Source organism: Pseudomonas sp. REP124 (assembly GCF_020164475.1).
GTDB lineage: Bacteria > Pseudomonadota > Gammaproteobacteria > Pseudomonadales > Pseudomonadaceae > Aquipseudomonas.
On the sequence record NZ_JAIQWX010000014.1, the window covers coordinates 47214 to 69084 of the forward strand.

The following is a 21871-nucleotide window of genomic DNA, read 5'->3' on the forward strand; positions in this document are numbered from 1 at the left end:
GGTTCGGTCATCTGCGACGTGGCGTCACGCCGTCCCTGTAGGAGCGAGCATGCTCGCGATGGACCAGAGAGCGCCGTTGGGTGTCAGGTACCCAGCGTTATCGTTGACGACCATCGCGAGCATGCTCGCTCCTACAGGAATCAAAAACGATCAGCGGGATTTCGGCTTTTTCACGTCCAGTCGACGCAAATGGCAGGTGACCTCTTCACGATCGTGGTACAGCTGCTTGCAGCCCACCTCGACCTTGATGCCCCGCGCCTTGAAGCCGTCGGCGATGCGTTCCAGCAGGCGCTTCACCTCGGCATAACGCTGCTTCATTGGCAACTTGAGGTTGACCACCGCTTCGCGGCAATGCCCCTCACCAATCCACTCCTCCAGCATCGCCGCGTTGCGCGCCGGCTTCTCGACGATGTCGCAGACCATCCAGTCCACCGGCTGCTTGGGCTTGAAGGTGAAACCGTCGGCCATCAGGTGCTGGACCAACCCCGTGTCCATCAGGCTTTCAGCCATCGGACCGTTGTCGATGGCGGTCACCAGCATGCCGCGGTTGACCAGTTGCCAGGTCCAGCCGCCGGGCGCGGCGCCGAGATCGACGCCGGTCATGTCGCTGTGCAGGCGGTCGTCCCACTGATCCCGCGGGATGAAGTGATGCCAGGCTTCCTCCAGTTTCAGCGTCGAACGGCTGGGTGCCTCCCGAGGGAATTTCAGGCGCGGAATGCCCATCGGCCACATCGCCTGATTGTCGGATTCCGCCAGGCCGACGAACACTTCACGGCCACTTTTGAAGGTCAGCAGCAAACGCGGCTTGCTGGCGTCGTCCACCAGCCTGCCGGCACCGACCAGCGCCTTGCGCAGCGGGCCTTCAAACTTCTTGCAGAAGGTCGACAGCTCTTTACCGTCGTTAGTGTCGACCACTTCCAGCCACAGGCTGCCGCAGGTCGGGAAATCCGCCAGATGGGCGAGGATCACGCTGATACGATCGGTTTCCGGCAAATCGAGGAACATCCCTCGTGCCCATTGGCGCGGGAAGATCAACTGGTCGAAACGCTGGCCGCGCATCAGGCGTTCCGCGCCACCTTCCTCGGTGCAGACGAATTCGGCACAGGCACTGGCGGGTTTGGCCTTGGCATAACCCGCCACGTTCAGCCGTGCGGCGATGTCGGAAATCTCGGAGCAGACTTCACCTTCGAAGCCCGGCCGGCAATGCATAAAAAGGGTATTCATTCTTACTCCTGGGCAGATGGCCAAGCGGGCCACTGCGCGATGTCCAGGCTTGCGCTGGAGCAAAGCCTGTCACGAAAACCGGCGCATGATAGCCGAGTTCGCAGCCCGGGACTTGTCTGATATCCATTGGTTTAGTGGCGCCACACCATCGGACGATGGCCGCCATCGGATCGAACGATCAGCATTGTCATGGACTCTGAGTATCGTACCCGCCGAGATGCAACACAGATCATCCGGTGGTTCGCCTTACGCACCAAACCGGGCTAGGTTTAATGCTCTGCCCGTTCCCTCAGTCCGTAGCCGTGCGGATGCAAAGGAGTGATCGCAATGCCGTCCCTCGATAGCCTGAAAACCCTCAAGACCCTGCAAGTCGACGACAAGACCTACCATTATTTCAGCCTGCCGGATGCCGCCAAAAGCCTGGGCGATCTGGACCAGCTGCCGATGTCGTTGAAAGTGCTACTGGAAAACCTGCTGCGCTGGGAAGACGCAAAAACCGTCACCGGCGCCGACCTCAAGGCGATTGCCGCCTGGCTCAAGGAGCGCCGCTCCGACCGCGAGATCCAGTACCGTCCGGCGCGGGTCCTGATGCAGGACTTCACCGGCGTGCCCGCCGTGGTCGACCTTGCCGCCATGCGCGCCGCGATGGCCCAGGCCGGTGGCGACCCGCAGCGAATCAACCCGCTGTCGCCGGTGGATCTGGTGATCGACCACTCGGTCATGGTCGACAAGTTCGCCAGCAGCAGCGCCTTCGAACAGAACGTCGACATCGAAATGCAGCGCAATGGCGAGCGTTACGCGTTCCTGCGCTGGGGCCAGAGCGCCTTCGACAATTTCAGCGTGGTGCCACCGGGCACCGGGATCTGCCATCAGGTGAATCTTGAATACCTGGGCAAAACCGTCTGGACCAAAGACGAGGACGGCCGCACCTACGCCTTCCCGGACACCCTGGTCGGCACCGACTCGCACACCACCATGATCAATGGCCTCGGCGTTCTCGGCTGGGGCGTCGGCGGTATCGAGGCGGAAGCGGCGATGCTGGGCCAGCCGGTGTCGATGCTGATTCCGGAAGTGATCGGCTTCAAACTCACCGGCAAGCTCAAGGAAGGCATCACCGCCACCGACCTGGTGCTGACCGTCACGCAGATGCTGCGCAAGAAAGGCGTGGTCGGCAAATTCGTCGAGTTCTATGGCGATGGTCTGGCCGATCTGCCGCTGGCGGACCGCGCGACTATCGCCAACATGGCCCCGGAATACGGTGCCACCTGCGGTTTCTTCCCGGTGGATGACGTCACTCTGGGGTACCTGCGCCTGTCGGGTCGCCCGCTGGAAACCGTGAAACTGGTCGAGGCCTACAGCAAGGCTCAGGGCCTGTGGCGCCTGCCGGGCAAGGAGCCGGTGTTCACTGACAGCCTGGCGCTGGACATGGCCAGCGTCGAAGCCAGCCTCGCCGGTCCCAAGCGTCCTCAGGACCGCGTGTCGCTGCCTAATGTTGCGCAAGCCTTCAGCGATTTCCTCGGTATCGCGCTCAAACCCACCAGTAAAGAGGAAGGCCGCCTGGAAAGCGAAGGCGGTGGCGGCGTGGCGGTGGGCAACGCGGACATGGCCGGGGAAGCAGACTATGAATTCGAAGGCCAGACCCACCGGCTGAAAAACGGCGCGGTGGTGATCGCCGCGATCACTTCTTGCACCAACACCTCAAACCCAAGCGTGATGATGGCCGCCGGTCTGGTGGCGAAAAAGGCTGTGGAAAAAGGCCTGCGGCGCAAACCTTGGGTGAAAAGCTCGCTGGCGCCCGGTTCGAAAGTGGTCACCGACTACTATAAGGCGGCCGGCCTGACGCAATACCTCGATGAACTGGGCTTCGACCTGGTCGGTTATGGTTGCACCACCTGCATCGGCAACTCCGGACCCTTGCCGGAACCGATCGAGAAAGCCATCCAGCAAGCCGACCTGACCGTGGCCTCGGTTCTGTCGGGCAACCGCAACTTCGAAGGCCGAGTCCACCCGCTGGTGAAAACCAACTGGCTAGCCTCGCCGCCGCTGGTGGTCGCCTATGCCCTGGCCGGCACCGTGCGCATCGACCTCAGTCGCGAGCCCTTGGGCGAGGACAAAAACGGCCAACTGGTTTACCTGCGCGATATCTGGCCGAGCAGCCAGGAAATCGCCGATGCCGTAGAGCGGGTCAACACTTCGATGTTCCACAAGGAGTACGCCGAGGTGTTCGCCGGTGACGCCCAGTGGCAGGCGATCGAAGTGCCGCAAGCGGCCACCTACGTCTGGCAGGACGATTCCACCTACATCCAGCATCCGCCGTTTTTCGACGGCATCGGCGGCCCGCCACCGGTGGTCAAGGATGTAAAGGCAGCGCGGGTGCTGGCGTTGCTGGGCGACTCGGTGACCACCGACCACATCTCGCCGGCCGGCAACATCAAGGCCGACAGCCCGGCGGGACGCTATCTGCGGGAGAAAGGCGTGGAACCGCGGGATTTCAACTCCTACGGTTCGCGACGCGGCAATCATGAAGTGATGATGCGCGGCACCTTCGCCAACATCCGCATTCGCAATGAAATGCTCGGTGGCGAAGAAGGCGGCAACACCCTGTACATCCCGACCGGGGAGAAACTGGCGATCTACGACGCAGCCATGCGCTATCAGGCGGCAGGTACTCCGCTGGTGGTGATCGCCGGCCAGGAATACGGAACCGGATCGAGCCGCGACTGGGCGGCCAAGGGCACCAATCTGCTGGGGGTCAAGGCGGTCATCGCCGAAAGCTTCGAGCGGATTCACCGCTCCAACCTGGTGGGCATGGGCGTGCTGCCGTTGCAGTTCAAGCTGGATCAGAATCGCAAGACCCTGAACCTTCGCGGCACCGAGACGGTGGATATCCTCGGCCTGACAGGCGTGGAGCTGACGCCGCGGATGAACCTGACCCTGGTCATCACCCGTGAAAACGGCATTCAGGAAAAGGTCGATGTACTGTGCCGGATCGATACGCTCAATGAAGTGGAGTACTTCAAGTCGGGTGGGATCCTGCATTATGTGTTGCGACAGCTGATCGCTTCGTAGCGTTGCCGCTGACAAAAACACCGCCTTCGGGCGGTGTTTTTCTGGACGCAATTTCATCACTGACACAGAGCTAATGTGGGAGCGGGCTTGCTCGCGAATGCGGTCTATCAGTCGACAAAGATGTGGCTGACCCACCGCATTCGCGAGCAAGCCCGCTCCCACAATGGACTGCGGCACGCTGTAGAGTTCACACCATTCAAGGATTTCACATGCTCGCTCTGCCATGGACCTGCCTCGCCCTTCTCTCCCTAGGTTACGGCATGGCCCTCACCTACGGCCATCTCGGCGGATTCGCCGCCATCTCCGTCGTGTTGCTGCTGGTCGCCGGCTTTGCCGTCCGCCAACAGAAACTCGCCCTGGGTCGCTACCTCGGCCACGGCCTGCTCATCATCCTCGCACTGGCCCTGGCGACCCACTGGCTGCCCGGTTTCTACAACGGCCGGGTCATCGACCCGCAACGCTTCACCGATGATGCCGTGCCGTTTTCCATGTATCTGAATCTGGACAAACCCCTGATCGGCTTCTGGCTGTTGCTGGTCTGCCCGTGGATTGTCGGCCGGCGCTCACTGCGATTGACCGGGTATGCAACGGCTCTATCGTTGCTGCTCAGTGCCGTACTGGCCCTGGGCGGCGCGCTGTTGCTGGGTGTCATCGACTGGGCGCCGAAATGGCCGGAACATGCCTGGCTGTGGCTGCTCAACAACCTGCTGCTGGTGACCCTGGTCGAGGAAGCCCTTTTTCGCGGCTACATCCAGGGCGGCCTGACTCGATGCTTCGAACGCCTGCCCCATGGCGAGAATCTCGCCCTGCTACTGGCGTCATTACTGTTCGGCCTGGTTCACATGGGCGCCGGCTGGCAATGGGTATTGCTGGCAACTCTGGCCGGTATCGGCTACGGCCTGGCCTACCGTTTCGGCGGGCTGGCGGCGGCGATTGCTACCCACTTCGGCTTGAACCTGCTGCATTTCGGCCTGTTCACCTATCCGATGCTCGCCGGCTGACGCAAGGGGCATTTTGCGATGCGCTAGTGATTATCGAAAAATATTCTCAACAAATCCTGACCGTGGCCGATACAGCACTTGAAAGCCTTGCGGACTAAAAAAGCCATGCGTAACAACCAGCCAATTACACAGCGCGAACGGACCTTCCCGGCTCAGCAACGGTTGATTTCCACCACCGATGCCAAGGGTGTGATCAGCTACTGCAACGACGCCTTCGTCGAGATCAGCGGCTTCACTCGTGAGGAACTGATCCGCGCGCCGCACAACCTGGTGCGTCACCCTGACGTTCCGACCGCGGTGTTCGCGCACATGTGGGCGACACTCAAGCAAGGCTTGCCATGGATGGGCATTGTCAAGAATCGCTGCAAGAACGGGGATCACTACTGGGTCAACGCCTATGTGACGCCGGTCTTCGAAGGCAATCAGGTGGTCGGTTACGAGTCGGTGCGGGTCAAGCCCACCGCCGAACAGATCAGCCGTGCCGAAGCGCTTTACCAACGCATCAACCAGGGCAAGCCGGCCGTTCCCTCGACCGATAAATGGTTGCCGATCCTGCAGGACTGGCTGCCGTTCATTCTGGTCAGCCAGCTGAGCTTCATGATCGGCGCCTCGCTCAACTCCCAATGGGGTTTTGCCCTGGCCGCCGGTCTTTCGGTGCCGCTGGGCCTGATGGGCCTGAGTTGGCAGCAGCGCGGCATCAAGCGTCTGTTGCGCCTGGCCGAACAGACCACTTCCGATCCGCTGATCGCGCAGATGTACACCGACAGTCGTGGCGCCCAGGCGCGTCTGGAGATGTCGATCCTCAGTCAGGAAGCCCGTCTGAAAACCTGCCTGACCCGCCTGCAGGACACAGCCGAGCATTTGACCGAGCAAGCGAAACAGTCCGATGCCCTGGCGCACAACAGCTCTTCGGGGCTGGAACGCCAGCGCGTGGAAACCGAGCAGGTGGCCACTGCCGTGAACCAGATGGCCGCCACCACTCAGGAAGTCGCCAGCCATGTGCAGCGCACCGCCGATGCGACTCAGGAAGCCAATCGCCTGACCGGACGTGGCCGCGATATCGCCGGGGAAACCCGCGAAGCCATTCAGCGCTTGTCTGTCGTGGTTGGCGAAACCGGCCAGACCGTGACCCAGCTGGCTCGGGACAGCGATGAGATCGGCGGTGTGGTCGATGTGATCAAGGGCATTGCCGACCAGACCAACCTGCTGGCGCTGAACGCGGCCATCGAGGCGGCCCGTGCCGGTGAGATGGGTCGTGGTTTTGCGGTGGTCGCCGATGAGGTGCGCCAGCTGGCGCAGCGCACCAGCGAATCCACGGGGCAGATCCATGCCTTGATCGCCAAGCTGCAACAGACCGCCGGGACCGCGGTGCAAACCATGGAAGCCGGGCATCGTCAGGCCGAGGAAGGCGTGGCGCGGGTACTGGAAGCGGACCAGGCGCTGGTGGGGATCAGCGAAGCGGTGGCCAACATCACCGACATGACCACCCAGATCGCTGCGGCGACCGAAGAGCAAAGCGCGGTGGCCGAGGAAATCAGCCGCAACATCAGCAACATTTCCGAACTGGCCGATCAGACTTCGGAACAGGCGCAGAACTCGGCGCTGCTGAGCGAAGAACTGACCAAGACGGCGAATACCCAGTATTCGTTGGTGGAGCGGTTTAACCGCTGATTGTTGGTGGCTCGAACAAAACCCGGACAGCGAAAGCTTCCGGGTTTTTTATTATTGGGCTTAAAGGTGTGTTGCTCTTACTGGCCTCTTCGCGGGCAAGCCTCGCTCCTACAAGGGTTTGTGATCGACACAGAACCTTGTAGGAGCGAGGCTTGCCCGCGAAGAGGCCCGCCAGGACAACACAAACCTCACTGCAGAAACGCAGCCACCCGCTCCGCCGCCGAAGCCAAATGTTGCTCATGACTGAACCCCGAAGCCTTCAGCGGCTTCAAATCATGATCCGCCGCCACCAGCCAGCACACCTCGATCGCGGGTGACAGTTCATACCCCGCCACCGCCTCGCGATTACCCAAAGCATCGCGCTCACCCTGCACGATCAACGTCCGCGTCTTCAACCCGGCCAGATGCTCGACCCGTGGCTTCTCCGGCTTGCCCACCGCATAGAACGGATACCCCAGGCACACCAGCGCATCCGCGCCGAGTTCATCGGCGAGCAGGCTGGCCATCCGCCCGCCCATGGATTTGCCGCCGATCGCCAGCGGCCCGGTGACATGGCGCCGCACCTGGGCATACACCTCGCGCCAGCATTCAAGCAATTTCGGCGCCGGGTTCGGCGGACGTTTGCCGCCATCGACACGCCGCTGTGCCATATAGGGAAACTCGAAGCGCAGCACGTTGACCCCAAGCGCCGCGAGGCGTGTGGCCATGTCATTCATCCAGTCGCTGTCCATGGGCGCGCCGGCACCATGGGCGAGGATCAATGTCGCCGAATCCGGTGCCACGGCGGCATTCCACAACCATCCGTGATCGCGCACGCACTGCGCCCATTGATCCCCGTCAATACCGGCCTTGTGCCGTTTGTCCATGCTTGCCTCGCATTTAGTCTGCCTATAACTCCGGTCCAGGGATGCGCCGCTGGCGCACGCCTGGACTGAACCGTGGATGGGGAACCATGAACACTTCTATCAGTACCGCCTACAACTATAAGGTGGTCCGCCAATTCGCCATTATGACGGTGGTGTGGGGCATCGTCGGCATGGGGCTCGGGGTTTTTCTCGCTGCCCAGTTGGTCTGGCCCGAACTCAACTTCAACTTGCCGTGGACCAGTTTCGGTCGCTTGCGCCCGCTGCACACCAATGCGGTGATCTTCGCCTTTGGTGGCTGCGCGCTGTTTGCCAGCTCGTTCTACTCAGTGCAGCGCACCTGCCAGACTCAATTGTTCGCGCCGAAAATCGCCGCGTTCTGCTTCTGGGGCTGGCAACTGGTGATCCTGCTGGCGGCCATCAGCCTGCCACTGGGCTACACCAGCTCCAAGGAATACGCCGAGCTGGAATGGCCGATCGACATCCTGATCACCATCGTCTGGGTCGCCTACGCGATCGTGTTCTTCGGCACGGTGATGCAGCGCAAGACCAAACACATCTACGTCGGCAACTGGTTCTTCGGCGGGTTCATCATCACCGTCGCCATCCTGCACATCGTCAACAACCTTGAGTTGCCGGTGAGCTTCACCAAGTCCTACTCGATCTACGCCGGTGCCACCGATGCCATGGTGCAGTGGTGGTACGGCCACAACGCCGTGGGCTTTTTCCTCACCGCGGGCTTTTTGGGGATGATGTATTACTTCGTGCCCAAGCAGGCCGAGCGCCCGGTGTATTCGTATCGCCTGTCGATCGTGCATTTCTGGGCGCTGATCACCCTGTACATCTGGGCCGGCCCTCACCACCTGCACTACACCGCGCTGCCGGACTGGGCGCAGTCGCTGGGCATGGTGATGTCGCTGATCCTGCTGGCGCCAAGCTGGGGCGGCATGATCAACGGCATGATGACCCTCTCGGGCGCCTGGCATAAGTTGCGCAGCGACCCGATCCTGCGCTTCCTCGTGGTGTCGCTGGCGTTCTACGGCATGTCGACCTTCGAAGGTCCGATGATGGCGATCAAAACCGTGAACGCCCTCTCCCACTACACCGACTGGACTATCGGCCACGTACACGCCGGCGCGCTCGGTTGGGTCGCGATGATTTCCATCGGCGCGCTGTACCACATGATCCCGAAAGTCTTCGGTCGCCCACAGATGCACAGCATCGGCCTGATCAACGCGCACTTCTGGCTCGCCACCATCGGCACCGTTCTGTACATCGCGTCGATGTGGGTCAACGGCATCGCCCAGGGCCTGATGTGGCGCGCGGTGAACGAGGACGGCACGCTGACCTACTCCTTCGTCGAAACCCTGGTGGCCAGCCACCCGGGCTTCATCGTGCGACTGATCGGCGGGGCGGTGTTCCTCAGCGGCATGTTGCTGATGGCTTACAACACCTGGCGCACCGTGCGGGCCTCGCAGCCTGCCGACGTCGCCGCTGCCGCGCAGATGGCTTGAGGAGCTCGCGATGAAACACGAAACGATTGAAAAAAACGTCGGCCTGCTGATGCTGCTGATGGTACTCGCCGTGAGCATCGGCGGCCTGACCCAGATCGTCCCGCTGTTCTTCCAGGACGTGACCAACAAGCCGGTGGACGGCATGAAGCCCTACACCGCGCTGCAACTCGAAGGCCGCGACATCTACATCCGCGAAGGTTGCGTGGGCTGTCACTCGCAGATGATCCGCCCGTTCCGCGCCGAGACCGAACGCTACGGCCACTACTCGGTTGCCGGCGAGAGCGTCTGGGATCACCCGTTCCTGTGGGGCTCGAAACGTACCGGTCCCGATCTGGCCCGGGTCGGCGCGCGCTACTCGGATGACTGGCACCGCGCGCATTTGTACAACCCGCGCAACGTGGTGCCGGAATCGAAGATGCCTGCCTACCCATGGCTGGTAGCCAACGCGCTGGACAGCAGTCACACCGAAACCAAGCTGCGCGCCATGCGCACCCTGGGCGTGCCTTACACCGACGAGGACATTGCGGGCGCGACCGAGTCGCTCAAGGGCAAGACCGAAATGGACGCACTGGTCGCCTACCTGCAAGTGCTCGGCACTGCCATCAAGAGCAAGAGGTGAACAATGGTCTTTGAAATGAGCACTGGAATGATCCGTGACCTGGGCACCGTGGTGGTGTTCGTGGCCTTCGTCGGCCTGACCCTGTGGGTGTTCAACGCCAAGCGCAGCCCGGAGTTCGCCGAAGCGCGTCTGCTGCCGTTCGCCGACGAACCACAACCCGACACGACCCAAGAATCAGCAACAAGGAGTACCCGGCCATGACCACCTTCTGGAGTACGTGGATCTGCGTACTGACCATCGGCAGCCTGATCGGCCTGACCTGGCTGCTGATCGGCACCCGCCGGGGCGAGACCAAGGGCAGCGTCGACCAGACCATGGGCCACAGCTTCGACGGCATCGAGGAGTACGACAACCCGCTGCCGCAATGGTGGTTCATGCTGTTCGCCGGCACTCTGGTGTTTGCCGTCGGCTACCTGATCCTCTATCCGGGCCTGGGCAACTGGAAAGGCATCCTGCCCGGCTACGAGAACGGCTGGACCGGCGCGCACGAGTGGGAAAAGGAGATGGACAAGGCCGACGCCAAATTCGGGCCGATCTTCGCCAAATTCGCCGCGATGCCATTGGAAGATGTGGCGCAGGATCCGCAGGCGCTGAAGATGGGCGGACGCCTGTTCGCCTCCAACTGCTCGGTGTGCCATGGCTCGGACGCCAAGGGTGCTTTCGGTTTCCCCAACCTGACCGACAACGACTGGCGCTGGGGCGGCGATGCGCAGACCATCAAGACCACCATCATGGGCGGTCGCATGGCGGCGATGCCGGCCTGGGGTGAAATCCTCGGCGAAGCCGGTGTGAAAAACGTCGCCGCTTACGTGCGCCACGAACTGGCGGGCCTGCCGCTGCCGGCTGACGACACCGCCGACCTGCAAGCCGGCCAGCAGATGTTCAGCACCACCTGTACTGCCTGCCACGGCGCCACCGGCCAGGGCACCGAAGCCATGGGCGCGCCGAACCTGACGCACCCGGCCGGCTTCATCTACGGCTCGAGCCTGGCGCAGCTTCAACAGACCATCCGCCATGGTCGCCAGGGCCACATGCCGGCCCAGAGCGAACTGCTCGGCAACGACAAAGTGCAATTGCTGGCCGCGTATGTGTACAGCCTGTCCCACGGATTGAATACCGATCGCCTGCAGGCCGAAGGCAAAAAGCAGTAATCGCTGAACGCTCTACTGCCGCATTCTCCCGAATGCGGCAGTTCCCTCCTTCTTTGCGACTCATTGTCGCACCCTCCAATAGACCGCCTTTCGGTTCCCCGGATTCGGGTCTACGCTTTCCCCGAAGCGGACTGGCCGATGCCGGTTCCAGGTCGACCCTGAACGATGTGTTCGACGAATCTGCCCGATGACAGGCCGCAAAGGCTGGTAGATACCGGCTGTCGCGTCAATTGCCTTCGGTCACAGGAAGGTTGCATTCGAACACACCTCGTAACATCCGACCTGACCCCCTCGCCCATCCAGTCTTGAGTGGCCATTTGCCTGTGGGCAAATTTGCCCTTACGCGGCGCATGGAAAGGCCGCAGAATCAGCTTTTGAAAGCATTGACCCAAGTCATGGCGCGTTGCAATGACCCCCTGCTTTCTACATACTTGCGCCGATTTTTAATCCTAATAAAACACCCAAACCGTGGAACCTTAGAATGAGCACAGCAATCAGTCCGACTGCTTATAACTATAAGGTAGTCCGCCAGTTCGCCATCATGACGGTGGTCTGGGGGATCCTTGGCATGGGGCTCGGTGTCTTCATCGCCTCTCAACTGGTCTGGCCGGAATTGAACTTCGGTCTGCCCTGGACGAGCTTTGGACGCCTGCGCCCGTTGCACACAAACCTGGTGATTTTCGCCTTCGGTGGTTGTGCACTGTTTGCCACTTCCTATTACGTCGTGCAGCGAACCTGCCAAACGCGACTGATTTCCGACAGCCTCGCGGCCTTCACCTTCTGGGGTTGGCAAGCGGTGATCGTCGGCGCCATCGTTACCTTGCCGCTGGGTTACACCACCACCAAGGAATACGCTGAGCTGGAATGGCCTCTGGCTATTCTGCTGGCCATCGTCTGGGTCACCTACGGTCTGGTGTTCTTCGGCACCATCACCAAGCGCAAGACCAAGCACATCTATGTCGGCAACTGGTTCTACGGCGCATTCATCGTCGTGACCGCGATGCTGCACATCGTCAACCACATGTCGCTGCCGGTCAGCCTGTTCAAGTCCTACTCCGCCTACTCGGGTGCGACGGATGCGATGATCCAGTGGTGGTACGGCCACAACGCCGTGGGCTTCTTCCTGACCACCGGCTTCCTGGGGATGATGTACTACTTCGTGCCGAAACAGGCCGAGCGTCCGATCTACTCCTATCGCCTGTCGATCGTGCACTTCTGGGCACTGATCACTCTCTACATCTGGGCCGGTCCTCACCACCTGCACTACACCGCTCTGCCGGATTGGGCACAATCGCTGGGCATGGCGATGTCGATCATCCTGCTGGCTCCGAGCTGGGGCGGCATGATCAACGGCATGATGACCCTGTCGGGCGCCTGGCATAAGCTGCGCACCGACCCGATCCTGCGCTTCCTGGTGGTTTCCCTGGCCTTCTACGGCATGTCGACCTTCGAAGGTCCGATGATGGCGATCAAGACCGTGAACTCGCTGTCGCACTACACCGACTGGACCATCGGCCACGTACACGCCGGTGCCTTGGGCTGGGTTGCGATGATTTCGATCGGTGCGGTCTACCACATGATTCCAAAACTGTTCGGTCGTGCGCAGATGCACAGCGTCGGCCTGATCAACGCGCACTTCTGGCTCGCGACCATCGGTACCGTTCTGTACATCGCCTCGATGTGGGTAAACGGCATCACCCAGGGCCTGATGTGGCGTGCGATCAACGATGACGGCACCCTCACCTACTCGTTCGTCGAAGCACTGCAAGCCAGCCACCCGGGCTTCATCGTCCGCGCACTGGGCGGCGCATTCTTCGCCACCGGCATGCTGCTCATGGCCTACAACGTATGGCGCACCGTCCGTGCCTCGAACCCGGCAGAAGCTGAAGCCGCCGAACAGATCGCTGTAGTTGGAGCTCACTGATGAAGCATGAAGCAGTCGAGAAGAACATTGGCCTGCTGGCCTTCTTCATGGTCATCGCCGTCAGCGTCGGCGGCCTGACCCAGATCGTTCCGCTGTTTTTCCAGGACGTGACCAACAAGCCGGTCGAGGGCATGAAGCCTCGCTCCGCCCTTGAACTGGAAGGCCGCGACATCTACATCGCCAACGGCTGTGTCAGCTGCCACTCGCAGATGATCCGTCCGTTCCGTGCCGAAACCGAACGTTACGGGCACTACTCGGTCGCCGGTGAAAGCGTCTGGGATCACCCGTTCCTGTGGGGTTCCAAGCGTACCGGTCCGGACCTGGCCCGTGTCGGCGGTCGTTACTCCGATGACTGGCAGCGTGCGCACCTGTACAACCCGCGCAACGTGGTGCCGGAGTCGAAGATGCCGGCCTACCCGTTCCTCGTGGAAAACAAGCTCGACGGCAAAGACACCGCCAAGAAAATGGAAGTCTTGCGCACGCTCGGCGTCCCTTACACCGACGAAGACATCGCCGGTGCCAAGGATGCCGTGAAGGGCAAAACCGAAATGGACGCGCTGGTGGCCTATCTGCAAGGCCTGGGCACCATCATCAAAAGCAAACGGTGATCTAAATGGATATCGGGATGATTCGTGGCCTGGGCACCGTCGTGGTGATGGTGGCCTTCGTGGGTCTAGCCTTGTGGGTGTTCAGCCCCAAGCGCAAGTCGGAGTTTGAAGACGCGACCTTGCTGCCTTTCGCGGATGATCCCGAAGCCATCAAGCACGTCGAGCAAGCTTCTAGGAGTAACAAAGAATGACTACATTCTGGAGTCTGTACGTCACAGTCCTCAGTCTCGGTACGATCTTTTGCCTGACCTGGCTGCTGTTGTCGACCCGCAAGGGCCAGCGCAGCGAGGCCACCGAAGAGACGGTTGGGCACTCTTTCGACGGGATCGAGGAGTACGACAACCCGCTGCCGAAATGGTGGTTCATGCTGTTCGTGGGCACCATCGTTTTCGCCCTGGGCTACCTGGTGCTGTACCCGGGCCTGGGCAACTGGAAAGGCCTGCTGCCAGGTTACAACTACCTGGATAACGAGAAGCAGACCGCGTTCGCCAACGGCCAGACCGGCTGGACCGGCGTTCACGAGTGGGAAAAGGAAATGGCTCGTTCGGACGCCAAGTTCGGTCCGATCTTCGCCAAGTTCGCCGCCATGCCGATTGAAGAAGTGGCCAAGGACCCGCAAGCCCTGAAGATGGGTGGCCGCCTGTTCGCCTCCAACTGTTCGGTCTGCCACGGTTCCGACGCCAAGGGCGCCTACGGCTTCCCTAACCTGACCGACAACGATTGGCGCTGGGGCGGCGAGCCGGAAGCCATCAAGACCACCATCATGGGCGGTCGCCACGCGGTCATGCCGGCGTGGGCTGACGTGATCGGCGAGCAAGGTGTAGCGGACGTTGCCGCGTTCATCGTGACCAACCTCGACGGCCGCAAACTGCCGGAAGGCACCAAGGCCGATGCGGCCAACGGCCAGAAGCTGTTCGCTGCCAACTGCGTGGCCTGCCACGGTCCGGAAGGCAAAGGCACCCCGGCCATGGGCGCGCCAAACCTGACTCACCCGGCGGCGTTCATTTACGGTTCGAGCTTCGCTCAACTGCAGCAGACCATCCGTTACGGCCGTCAGGGCCAGATGCCTGCGCAAGAGCAGATGCAAGGCAACGACAAGGTTCACCTGCTGGCCGCTTACGTCTACAGCCTGTCTCATGGTGAGAAGGCTCCGGTGGAAGATGCTCAGTAAGGCAAACGCCTCGGGCGATTGAACCCAAGCAGCGCTTCACAAAAAATCCGATGCCAGTCTCCTGGCATCGGATTTTTTATGCCCGACGCACTCCTCCTGTAGGAGCGAGCACGCTCGCGATGGAGTCTCAGCCACCGCGGGGTGTCAGACAGCCAGCGTTATCGTTGACGACCATCGCGAGCGTGCTCGCTCCTACAGGGGTTACGCTCCGGATTCAGGATCGCTTGCGGGCAAGTCTGGGGAAGTCTGCCCGGTTTCTTCCCGCTCGATCGCCTGCGGATCATCCTGCGCCTCACCGACACCACTGTGAGTTCCGGCCTGCGGATGCTCGCTCGACACCCTGTTGGTGACATCAACATCCGTCATATCTTCATCGACCGGCGACTCATCATCCGGCGCCAGCGGAACCTCGGACCCGCTTTGCCTCGGGTCATGCCCGGTTTCGTTGTCGGTCGTGCGCGTGACTTCCTGCTGCGACATGTTTCCAGGTGCATTCTCGTCAATGTCCATGCTGCTTCTCCGTTCGCATGCGCGGGATATCCGCTCTTAAACGTGAGAAACAATGCAGCGGCTTGAGTGCCTTGCATTGGACGAATGGTGAGCGACAACCGCATTGAAGTTGCGGGCAGTGCGAACTAGTAGTAACGTTTCTACATTAGCCATTCAGGAGGGTCAGACATGATGGCCATCACCACCATTTCCAGCCGCGAATTCAACCAGGACACAAGTGGTGCCAAAAAAGCCACGCGCCAGGGACCGGTTTTCATCACTGATCGAGGCAAACCAGCCCACGTGCTGCTAAGTATTGAGGAGTACCAAAAACTGACCGGCATGAACGCCGACATCGTTGACCTGCTCGTCATGCCGGAAGCGGCAGATATCGAGTTCGAAACCGAGCGTGCCGTGATCAATCATCGCCCTGTGGATCTGTCCTGATGTACCTACTCGATACCAATGTCATTTCGGAACTGCGCAAACCCCAGGCAGACGCTAACGTCGTCGCCTGGGCCAAAAGCATCATCGCACCACGCATGTTTATTTCGGCCATTACCGTGAAGGAACTGGAGACCGGGGTTCTGCGCATGGAACGTCGTGATCCAGCGCAAGGAAAGGTATTGCGCAGCTGGCTCAAGCGCCATGTCTTACCGGCTTTCGATGCCCGGATTCTGCCAGTCGATACTGCCGTGGCGCTTCGCTGCGCCAGTCTGCATGTGCCAGACCGCGCCAATGAAGCCGACTCCTTGATTGCCGCGACGGCGCTGGTCCATGGCCTGACTGTGGTCACACGCAACATCGGCGACTTCCAGGCCAGCGGTGTTCAGCTCATCAACCCATGGGCCGATTGACCTCTCCACCGCGCAAAACCGGCCATAATTCACAAGTCAATTGATACAGGTCATTACACGGTCATTTGATTTCCACCAACGTGACCAAAGGTCGCACCCTTGAGCCAGAGCGACAGGCGTATCATTGCGCCACTGCGACACCCCTTTTTGACCGCGGTTGGCACGTACTGACCGAGGCATTTTTCCACTGCCGTGGGATGCAACCGATGAGCAACCAGATTCCGGTACACGACGTTACTCCGCCCGCCAAAAACGCGAATAACAGCGTCGACCTCTACGCCTCCCGGGAAAAGATCTACACCCGCGCTTTCACCGGCCTGTTCCGCAACCTGCGGATGGCAGGCGGTGCCGTGTTGTTCCTGCTGTATTTCGGCACGGTGTGGCTGAACTGGGGCGGACACCAGGCCGTCTGGTGGAACCTGCCGGAGCGTAAGTTTTTCATCTTCGGCGCCACCTTCTGGCCCCAGGATTTCATCCTGCTCTCGGGCATGTTGATCATCGCCGCCTTCGGCCTGTTCTTCATCACCGTGTACGCCGGCCGGGTCTGGTGCGGTTACACCTGCCCGCAAAGCGTCTGGACGTGGATCTACATGTGGTGCGAAAAGGTCACCGAAGGCGACCGCAACCAACGCATCAAGCTCGACAAGGCGCCGATGAGCGCCAATAAATTCCTGCGCAAATTCAGCAAGCACACAATGTGGCTGCTGATCGGTTTCGTGACCGGCATGACCTTCGTCGGCTACTTCTCGCCGATCCGTGAACTGGTCATCGATTTCTTCACCGGCGAGGCCGATGGCTGGTCGTATTTCTGGGTCGGTTTCTTCACCCTCGCCACCTACGGCAACGCCGGCTGGCTGCGCGAACAAGTGTGCATCTACATGTGCCCGTATGCGCGCTTCCAGAGCGTGATGTTCGACAAGGACACCCTGATCGTTTCCTACGACCCGCGTCGCGGCGAAGGCCGTGGCCCGCGCAAGAAAGGGATCGATTACAAGGCCCAGGGCTTGGGCGATTGCATCGACTGCACCATGTGCGTCCAGGTCTGCCCGACCGGTATCGACATCCGCGACGGCCTGCAAATCGAATGCATCGGCTGCGCCGCCTGCATCGACGCATGCGACGCGATCATGGACAAGATGGAATATCCGCGCGGCCTGATCAGCTACACCACCGAGCACAACCTGTCGGGGCATCAGACCCATAAACTGCGTCCACGCCTGATCGGCTATGCGGTGGTTCTGCTGGTGATGATCAGCTTGCTGGTGACCGCATTCTTCATGCGTTCGCTGGTAGGCTTCGACGTCAGCAAAGACCGCGTGCTGTATCGCGAGAATGCCGAAGGCCGGATCGAAAACGTCTACAGCCTGAAGATCATGAACAAGGATCAACGCGACCACACCTACCTGCTTGAAGCCACTGGCCTGCCGGACCTCAAGCTGCAGGGTCGACGCGAGATCAAGGTGGCGGCCGGCGATATCGTCAGCCAGCCGGCGGAATTGTCCGTGGCCCCGGAACACCTGCCATCGAGCACCAACGAGGTGAAATTCATCCTCAAGGACGCCGATGACGCCAGCATTCACGTTGAAGCCAAGAGCCGATTCATCGGCCCACAAAATCGTTGAGAGAAGTGAACATGCCCGCAGCAAACGCCGCAAGCCCGTGGTACAAGCACCTTTGGCCATGGATCATCATCGGGATTCTGGCCTGCTCGGTGACCCTGACCTTGTCCATGGTGACCATCGCGGTGAACAACCCGGACAACCTGGTCAACGACAACTACTACGAGGCCGGCAAAGGCATCAACCGCTCTCTGGACCGCGAACTGCTGGCGCAGACCCTGTTGATGCGCGCCAGTGTCCGCCTGGATGACGTGACCGGCGAAGTCGACCTGCGCCTGAGCGGCAACAGCCAGCCGCAAACCCTGGAGCTGAACCTGATCTCCCCGACCCAGCCGGAGAAGGACCGCAAGATCATCCTGACCCGCAGCGAAACCGAACAGGGCCGCTACCTCGGCCAGTTGAGCGACAAGGTCGAAGGTCGGCGCTTTGTCGAATTGCTGGGTACTCAGGACGACCATATCTGGCGCCTGTTCGAGGAAGAATCGGTCGACCATGAGAAGGACCTGCTGCTCGGTGATGAGCCGTTGCAGGGGGCGGAAGACCTGAAAAAATAAAGTCGCGCTTCGCGCATCGCGAGCAGGCTCGCTCCCACGATGGATCGCATTTTCCTGTGGAAGCGAGCCTGCTCGCGATAAGGCCCTATCCGGCGCAACAGTTTCAGCGGTATCAATGAAAATCCAATGACCACCCCACTCCCCTGCTACCACTGCGCCCTGCCCGTCCCCGCCGGCAGCCGTTTCACTGCGGCGGTCCTTGGGCAAACCCGCGAATTCTGTTGCCCTGGCTGTCAGGCGGTGGCCGAAGCGATCGTGGCCGGCGGACTGGAAAGCTATTACCAGCATCGCAGCGAAGCCTCTGCCAACCCCGAAGCGCTGCCGGTGCAACTGGTCGACGAGCTGGCGCTGTATGACCGCGCCGAAGTGCAGCAACCCTTTGTCCGCCACGATGGCGAGCTGGCGGAAACCACGCTGCTGATGGAAGGCATCAGTTGCGCCGCCTGTGGCTGGCTGATCGAGAAACACCTGCGCGCGCTGCCGGCGGTGGCCGAGGCGCGACTGAACCTGTCGAACCATCGCCTGCACGTGAGCTGGGCCGACGCGCAACTGCCCCTCAGCCAGATCCTCAGCGAGCTGCGCCACATCGGCTACGCCGCACACCCCTACCAGGCCGACCGCGCCAGCGAGCAACTGGCCAGCGAAAACCGTCTGGCCCTACGTCAGCTCGGGGTCGCCGGCCTGCTGTGGTTCCAGGCAATGATGGCGACCATGGCCACCTGGCCGGAATTCAACATCGACCTCAGCCCCGAAATGCACACGATCCTGCGCTGGGTCGCGCTGTTCCTCACCACGCCGATCGTGTTCTACAGCTGCGCGCCGTTCTTCAAGGGCGCCATGCGCGATTTGCACACCCGTCACCTGACCATGGACGTTTCGGTATCGCTGGCCATTGGCAGCGCCTACATCGCCGGGATCTGGACTTCGATCACTGGCGTCGGCGAGCTGTATTTCGACGCGGTTGGCATGTTTGCTTTGTTCCTGCTGGCCGGGCGATACCTCGAGCGTCGCGCCCGGGAGCGCACCGCCGCCGCCACCGCGCAGCTGGTCAACTTGCTGCCCGCCTCCTGCCTGCGCCTGAACCCGGATGGCCAGAGCGAACGCATTCTGCTGAGCGAACTTAAAGTGGGCGATCAAGTGCTCGTCCATCCGGGCGCCGTGCTTCCGGCTGACGGCAGGATTATCGACGGCCAGTCGAGCATCGACGAATCCCTTCTGACCGGCGAATACCTGCCACAACCTCGCACCCCGGGCGATGCCGTCACCGCCGGCACCCTGAACGTCGAAGGCGCGCTGACCGTGCAAGTCCAGGCGCTCGGCCAGGACACCCGGCTCTCGGCCATCGTCCGTCTGCTGGATCGCGCCCAGGCCGAAAAACCACGACTGGCGGAAATCGCCGACCGCGCCTCGCAGTGGTTCCTGCTGCTGACTCTGATCGCCTCGGCCTGCATCGGCCTGTTGTGGTGGCAGCTGGATTCGGCGCGAGCTTTCTGGATTGTCCTGGCGATGCTGGTCGCTACCTGCCCCTGCGCACTGTCGCTGGCAACGCCGACCGCCCTCACCGCCGCCACCGGCACCCTGCATAAACTCGGCTTGTTGCTGACTCGCGGCCATGTGCTGGAAGGCATCAACCAGATCGATACGGTGATTTTCGACAAGACCGGCACCCTTACCGAAGGACGACTGGCGCTGCGCTCGATCCGTCCCCTCGGCGCCCTCGACAGCGACCAATGCCTGAGCCTGGCCGCCGCGCTGGAAAACCGCTCCGAGCACCCCATCGCCCGGGCCTTCGGTCGTGCGCCTCTGGCCGCCGAAGAGGTGCACAGCTCCCCCGGTCTGGGCCTTGAAGGACGGGTTGGCGAGCAGCGTCTGCGGATTGGCCAGCCCGGTTTTGTCTGCGAACTCAGCGGCGCCGCTGAACCTTCTATGCCGGATGAAGCCGGGCAATGGCTGCTGCTCGGCGATCAGCAGGGACCGCTGGCCTGGTTCGTCCTCGACGACCGTTTGCGCAGCGACGCACCGGCCCTGCTGGCAGCCTGCAAGGCCCGCGGATGGCGCACGGTGTTGCTGTCCGGCGACAGTTCGCCGATGGTTGCCAATGTCGCGGCGGAACTGGGCATCGACGAAGCCCGGGGCGGCTTGCGGCCGGATGACAAGTTGCAGGTTCTGCAGCAACTGCATCAACAAGGCCGCAAGGTGCTGATGCTTGGCGACGGGGTCAACGATGTGCCGGTATTGGCCGCCGCCGACATCAGCGTGGCCATGGGCTCGGCCACTGACCTTGCGAAAACCAGTGCCGACGCGGTGCTGTTGTCCAATCGCCTCGATGCTCTGGTGGAGGCTTTCAGCCTGGCCCGGCGCACCCGTCGGGTGATCATCGAGAATCTGCTGTGGGCCGGGTTGTACAATGGCCTCATGTTGCCGTTCGCCGCCCTCGGCTGGATCACGCCAGTGTGGGCTGCGATCGGCATGTCCATCAGTTCGTTGACCGTGGTGCTCAATGCCCTGCGCCTGACTCGCCTGCCGGGCGCGCAGGCGCAGGCCACCACGCCAGAAACCCGCCCGCTGCCGGCCTGAGCCGCGCGGGCATGGAGTCCAGATGCCAGCTCTCTACGTGATGATCCCGGCCGCACTGCTGATCGTGGCCATCGCTATCTACATTTTCTTCTGGGCGGTCGACAGCGGTCAGTACGACGACCTCGACGGCCCGGCCCACAGCATCCTGTTCGACGATCAGGACCCGAACCACACCGCGGCCGTCGACGAGGCCAGCGGCCAGCCAGCCAAACCCGACGACAAGGCGCCGCCCCATGCTTGAACTGGCGCCCTTGCTGGTGTCTGCGGTGATTCTCGGTCTGCTTGGTGGCGGTCATTGCCTGGGCATGTGCGGTGGTTTGATGGGCGCGCTGACCCTGGCAATTCCCAAGGAGCAACGCAGCCGCCGCTTTCGCCTGCTGCTGGCCTATAACCTGGGACGCATCCTCAGCTACGCCCTCGCCGGCCTGCTGATCGGCCTGGCCGGCTGGGCGGTGGCCAACAGCCCGGCGGCCATGTTCATGCGCGTGCTCGCCGGACTGTTACTGATTGCCATGGGTCTGTACCTGGCCGGCTGGTGGAGCGGCCTGACCCGCATCGAAAACCTCGGTCGTGGGCTTTGGCGGCATATTCAGCCGGTGGCGAACAAGCTGCTGCCAGTGTCGAGCTTCCCCCGCGCGCTGCTGCTGGGCGCGCTCTGGGGCTGGCTGCCGTGCGGTCTGGTCTACAGCACCCTGCTGTGGTCGGCCAGCCAGGGCAATGCGCTGGACAGTGCGCTGCTGATGCTGGCGTTCGGCCTCGGCACCTGGCCGGTGCTGCTCGCCACGGGGCTGGCGGCGGAACGGGTGACGGCGTTGTTGCGCAAACGCAGCGTGCGCATGGCCGGTGGGTTGCTGGTGATCCTGTTCGGCATCTGGACCTTGCCGGGGCCGCATCAGCATTGGCTGATGGGGCATTGAGGCAGAACGTCGCTTAACCTGTGGCGAGGGGGCTTGCCCCCGT

Annotated in this window: 21 protein-coding genes; 18 read left to right on the forward strand and 3 right to left on the reverse strand. The window is 61.7% G+C overall.

What is annotated here, in order from left to right; all coding sequences use genetic code 11:
• Positions 1-150 precede the first annotated feature (150 nt).
• A complete protein-coding gene (gene rlmM, locus K9857_RS05820; RefSeq protein WP_224533903.1) occupies positions 151-1224 on the reverse strand; it encodes a 23S rRNA (cytidine(2498)-2'-O)-methyltransferase RlmM in 1074 nt (357 codons plus the stop codon).
• Between the two features lie 327 nt (positions 1225-1551).
• On the opposite strand from rlmM, the gene acnA reads away from it, so the two are divergent.
• The 3 genes from acnA (at position 1552) to K9857_RS05835 (ending at position 6965) form a co-directional block, all read left to right on the forward strand.
• Positions 1552-4293 (forward strand): aconitate hydratase AcnA, encoded by a 2742-nt coding sequence (acnA, locus tag K9857_RS05825; protein WP_224533904.1) that lies wholly within the window; start codon positions 1552-1554, stop codon positions 4291-4293.
• A 209-nt stretch (positions 4294-4502) separates the two neighbouring features.
• Positions 4503-5294, forward strand: coding sequence for a CPBP family intramembrane glutamic endopeptidase (locus tag K9857_RS05830; RefSeq protein WP_224533905.1), 792 nt, complete (start codon positions 4503-4505; stop codon positions 5292-5294).
• A gap of 105 nt (positions 5295-5399) precedes the next feature.
• The gene (locus K9857_RS05835; RefSeq protein ID WP_224533906.1) at positions 5400-6965 is read left to right on the forward strand and encodes a methyl-accepting chemotaxis protein; all 1566 of its coding nucleotides are present in this window, start codon (positions 5400-5402) and stop codon (positions 6963-6965) included.
• A gap of 188 nt (positions 6966-7153) precedes the next feature.
• Here K9857_RS05835 and K9857_RS05840 read toward each other — a convergent pair whose 3' ends face one another.
• The gene (locus K9857_RS05840) at positions 7154-7831 is read right to left on the reverse strand and encodes an alpha/beta family hydrolase (RefSeq protein ID WP_224533907.1); all 678 of its coding nucleotides are present in this window, start codon (positions 7829-7831) and stop codon (positions 7154-7156) included.
• 86 nt (positions 7832-7917) lie between these two features.
• On the opposite strand from K9857_RS05840, the gene ccoN (K9857_RS05845) reads away from it, so the two are divergent.
• The 8 genes from ccoN (K9857_RS05845) to ccoP (K9857_RS05880) all read left to right on the forward strand — a co-directional run bounded on the left by ccoN (K9857_RS05845) (position 7918) and on the right by ccoP (K9857_RS05880) (position 14815).
• Positions 7918-9342 (forward strand): cytochrome-c oxidase, cbb3-type subunit I, encoded by a 1425-nt coding sequence (gene ccoN / locus K9857_RS05845; protein ID WP_224533908.1) that lies wholly within the window; start codon positions 7918-7920, stop codon positions 9340-9342.
• A gap of 10 nt (positions 9343-9352) precedes the next feature.
• Positions 9353-9961, forward strand: coding sequence for a cytochrome-c oxidase, cbb3-type subunit II (gene ccoO / locus K9857_RS05850; protein WP_224533909.1), 609 nt, complete (start codon positions 9353-9355; stop codon positions 9959-9961).
• A 3-nt stretch (positions 9962-9964) separates the two neighbouring features.
• A complete protein-coding gene (locus K9857_RS05855; RefSeq protein WP_224533910.1) occupies positions 9965-10162 on the forward strand; it encodes a cbb3-type cytochrome oxidase subunit 3 in 198 nt (65 codons plus the stop codon).
• Entirely contained in the window at positions 10159-11112 is a 954-nt protein-coding gene (gene ccoP / locus K9857_RS05860) for a cytochrome-c oxidase, cbb3-type subunit III (protein ID WP_224533911.1), read from the forward strand. The genes K9857_RS05855 and ccoP (K9857_RS05860) overlap by 4 nt, the downstream gene beginning before the upstream one ends.
• Before the next feature lie 481 nt (positions 11113-11593).
• Positions 11594-13036 carry a cytochrome-c oxidase, cbb3-type subunit I gene (gene ccoN, locus K9857_RS05865; RefSeq protein ID WP_110967184.1) on the forward strand — a complete coding sequence of 481 codons (1443 nt, stop codon included), beginning with the start codon at positions 11594-11596 and terminating at the stop codon, positions 13034-13036.
• Complete coding sequence (gene ccoO / locus K9857_RS05870; protein ID WP_034147919.1) at positions 13036-13644, forward strand: cytochrome-c oxidase, cbb3-type subunit II; 609 nt, start codon at positions 13036-13038, stop codon at positions 13642-13644. Before ccoN (K9857_RS05865) ends, ccoO (K9857_RS05870) begins: the two co-directional genes overlap by 1 nt.
• Positions 13645-13649: 5 nt before the next feature.
• Entirely contained in the window at positions 13650-13835 is a 186-nt protein-coding gene (locus tag K9857_RS05875) for a CcoQ/FixQ family Cbb3-type cytochrome c oxidase assembly chaperone (RefSeq protein WP_032831505.1), read from the forward strand.
• Positions 13832-14815 (forward strand): cytochrome-c oxidase, cbb3-type subunit III, encoded by a 984-nt coding sequence (gene ccoP, locus K9857_RS05880; RefSeq protein WP_224533912.1) that lies wholly within the window; start codon positions 13832-13834, stop codon positions 14813-14815. The genes K9857_RS05875 and ccoP (K9857_RS05880) overlap by 4 nt, the downstream gene beginning before the upstream one ends.
• A gap of 201 nt (positions 14816-15016) precedes the next feature.
• On the opposite strand, the gene K9857_RS05885 is transcribed toward ccoP (K9857_RS05880), so the two are convergent.
• Positions 15017-15325: a hypothetical protein gene (locus tag K9857_RS05885; RefSeq protein WP_224533913.1), complete on the reverse strand. Its 309-nt coding sequence runs from the start codon at positions 15323-15325 to the stop codon at positions 15017-15019.
• A 171-nt stretch (positions 15326-15496) separates the two neighbouring features.
• Between K9857_RS05885 and K9857_RS05890 the strand changes: the two genes are divergently transcribed.
• From K9857_RS05890 to K9857_RS05920, 7 genes are all read left to right on the forward strand, one after another.
• Positions 15497-15751, forward strand: a complete 255-nt coding sequence (locus K9857_RS05890) for a type II toxin-antitoxin system Phd/YefM family antitoxin (protein WP_224533920.1) — start codon at positions 15497-15499, stop codon at positions 15749-15751.
• Positions 15751-16161: a type II toxin-antitoxin system VapC family toxin gene (locus tag K9857_RS05895; protein ID WP_224533914.1), complete on the forward strand. Its 411-nt coding sequence runs from the start codon at positions 15751-15753 to the stop codon at positions 16159-16161. The genes K9857_RS05890 and K9857_RS05895 overlap by 1 nt, the downstream gene beginning before the upstream one ends.
• Before the next feature lie 206 nt (positions 16162-16367).
• Complete coding sequence (ccoG, locus tag K9857_RS05900) at positions 16368-17783, forward strand: cytochrome c oxidase accessory protein CcoG (RefSeq protein WP_224533915.1); 1416 nt, start codon at positions 16368-16370, stop codon at positions 17781-17783.
• Positions 17784-17794: 11 nt separating this feature from the next.
• Positions 17795-18334, forward strand: coding sequence for a FixH family protein (locus tag K9857_RS05905; protein ID WP_224533916.1), 540 nt, complete (start codon positions 17795-17797; stop codon positions 18332-18334).
• Positions 18335-18460: 126 nt separating this feature from the next.
• A complete protein-coding gene (locus K9857_RS05910) occupies positions 18461-20911 on the forward strand; it encodes a heavy metal translocating P-type ATPase (protein ID WP_224533917.1) in 2451 nt (816 codons plus the stop codon).
• A gap of 22 nt (positions 20912-20933) precedes the next feature.
• Positions 20934-21152 (forward strand): cbb3-type cytochrome oxidase assembly protein CcoS, encoded by a 219-nt coding sequence (ccoS, locus tag K9857_RS05915; protein WP_175377963.1) that lies wholly within the window; start codon positions 20934-20936, stop codon positions 21150-21152.
• Positions 21145-21828 carry a sulfite exporter TauE/SafE family protein gene (locus K9857_RS05920; RefSeq protein ID WP_224533918.1) on the forward strand — a complete coding sequence of 228 codons (684 nt, stop codon included), beginning with the start codon at positions 21145-21147 and terminating at the stop codon, positions 21826-21828. Before ccoS ends, K9857_RS05920 begins: the two co-directional genes overlap by 8 nt.
• Positions 21829-21871: the final 43 nt, after the last annotated feature.

Coding starts and splice junctions, on each gene's coding strand:
- K9857_RS05885 (WP_224533913.1), bottom strand. CDS start 15,325: ATGGACATTGACGAGAATGCACCTGGAAACATGTCGCAGCAGGAAGTC.
- K9857_RS05830 (WP_224533905.1), top strand. CDS start 4,503: ATGCTCGCTCTGCCATGGACCTGCCTCGCCCTTCTCTCCCTAGGTTAC.
- K9857_RS05840 (WP_224533907.1), bottom strand. CDS start 7,831: ATGGACAAACGGCACAAGGCCGGTATTGACGGGGATCAATGGGCGCAG.
- K9857_RS05875 (WP_032831505.1), top strand. CDS start 13,650: ATGGATATCGGGATGATTCGTGGCCTGGGCACCGTCGTGGTGATGGTG.
- K9857_RS05895 (WP_224533914.1), top strand. CDS start 15,751: ATGTACCTACTCGATACCAATGTCATTTCGGAACTGCGCAAACCCCAG.
- ccoO (WP_034147919.1), top strand. CDS start 13,036: ATGAAGCATGAAGCAGTCGAGAAGAACATTGGCCTGCTGGCCTTCTTC.
- K9857_RS05920 (WP_224533918.1), top strand. CDS start 21,145: ATGCTTGAACTGGCGCCCTTGCTGGTGTCTGCGGTGATTCTCGGTCTG.
- ccoN (WP_110967184.1), top strand. CDS start 11,594: ATGAGCACAGCAATCAGTCCGACTGCTTATAACTATAAGGTAGTCCGC.
- ccoS (WP_175377963.1), top strand. CDS start 20,934: ATGCCAGCTCTCTACGTGATGATCCCGGCCGCACTGCTGATCGTGGCC.
- ccoN (WP_224533908.1), top strand. CDS start 7,918: ATGAACACTTCTATCAGTACCGCCTACAACTATAAGGTGGTCCGCCAA.
- K9857_RS05910 (WP_224533917.1), top strand. CDS start 18,461: ATGACCACCCCACTCCCCTGCTACCACTGCGCCCTGCCCGTCCCCGCC.
- K9857_RS05855 (WP_224533910.1), top strand. CDS start 9,965: ATGGTCTTTGAAATGAGCACTGGAATGATCCGTGACCTGGGCACCGTG.
- ccoG (WP_224533915.1), top strand. CDS start 16,368: ATGAGCAACCAGATTCCGGTACACGACGTTACTCCGCCCGCCAAAAAC.
- acnA (WP_224533904.1), top strand. CDS start 1,552: ATGCCGTCCCTCGATAGCCTGAAAACCCTCAAGACCCTGCAAGTCGAC.
- K9857_RS05890 (WP_224533920.1), top strand. CDS start 15,497: ATGGCCATCACCACCATTTCCAGCCGCGAATTCAACCAGGACACAAGT.
- rlmM (WP_224533903.1), bottom strand. CDS start 1,224: ATGAATACCCTTTTTATGCATTGCCGGCCGGGCTTCGAAGGTGAAGTC.
- K9857_RS05905 (WP_224533916.1), top strand. CDS start 17,795: ATGCCCGCAGCAAACGCCGCAAGCCCGTGGTACAAGCACCTTTGGCCA.
- ccoO (WP_224533909.1), top strand. CDS start 9,353: ATGAAACACGAAACGATTGAAAAAAACGTCGGCCTGCTGATGCTGCTG.
- ccoP (WP_224533912.1), top strand. CDS start 13,832: ATGACTACATTCTGGAGTCTGTACGTCACAGTCCTCAGTCTCGGTACG.
- K9857_RS05835 (WP_224533906.1), top strand. CDS start 5,400: ATGCGTAACAACCAGCCAATTACACAGCGCGAACGGACCTTCCCGGCT.
- ccoP (WP_224533911.1), top strand. CDS start 10,159: ATGACCACCTTCTGGAGTACGTGGATCTGCGTACTGACCATCGGCAGC.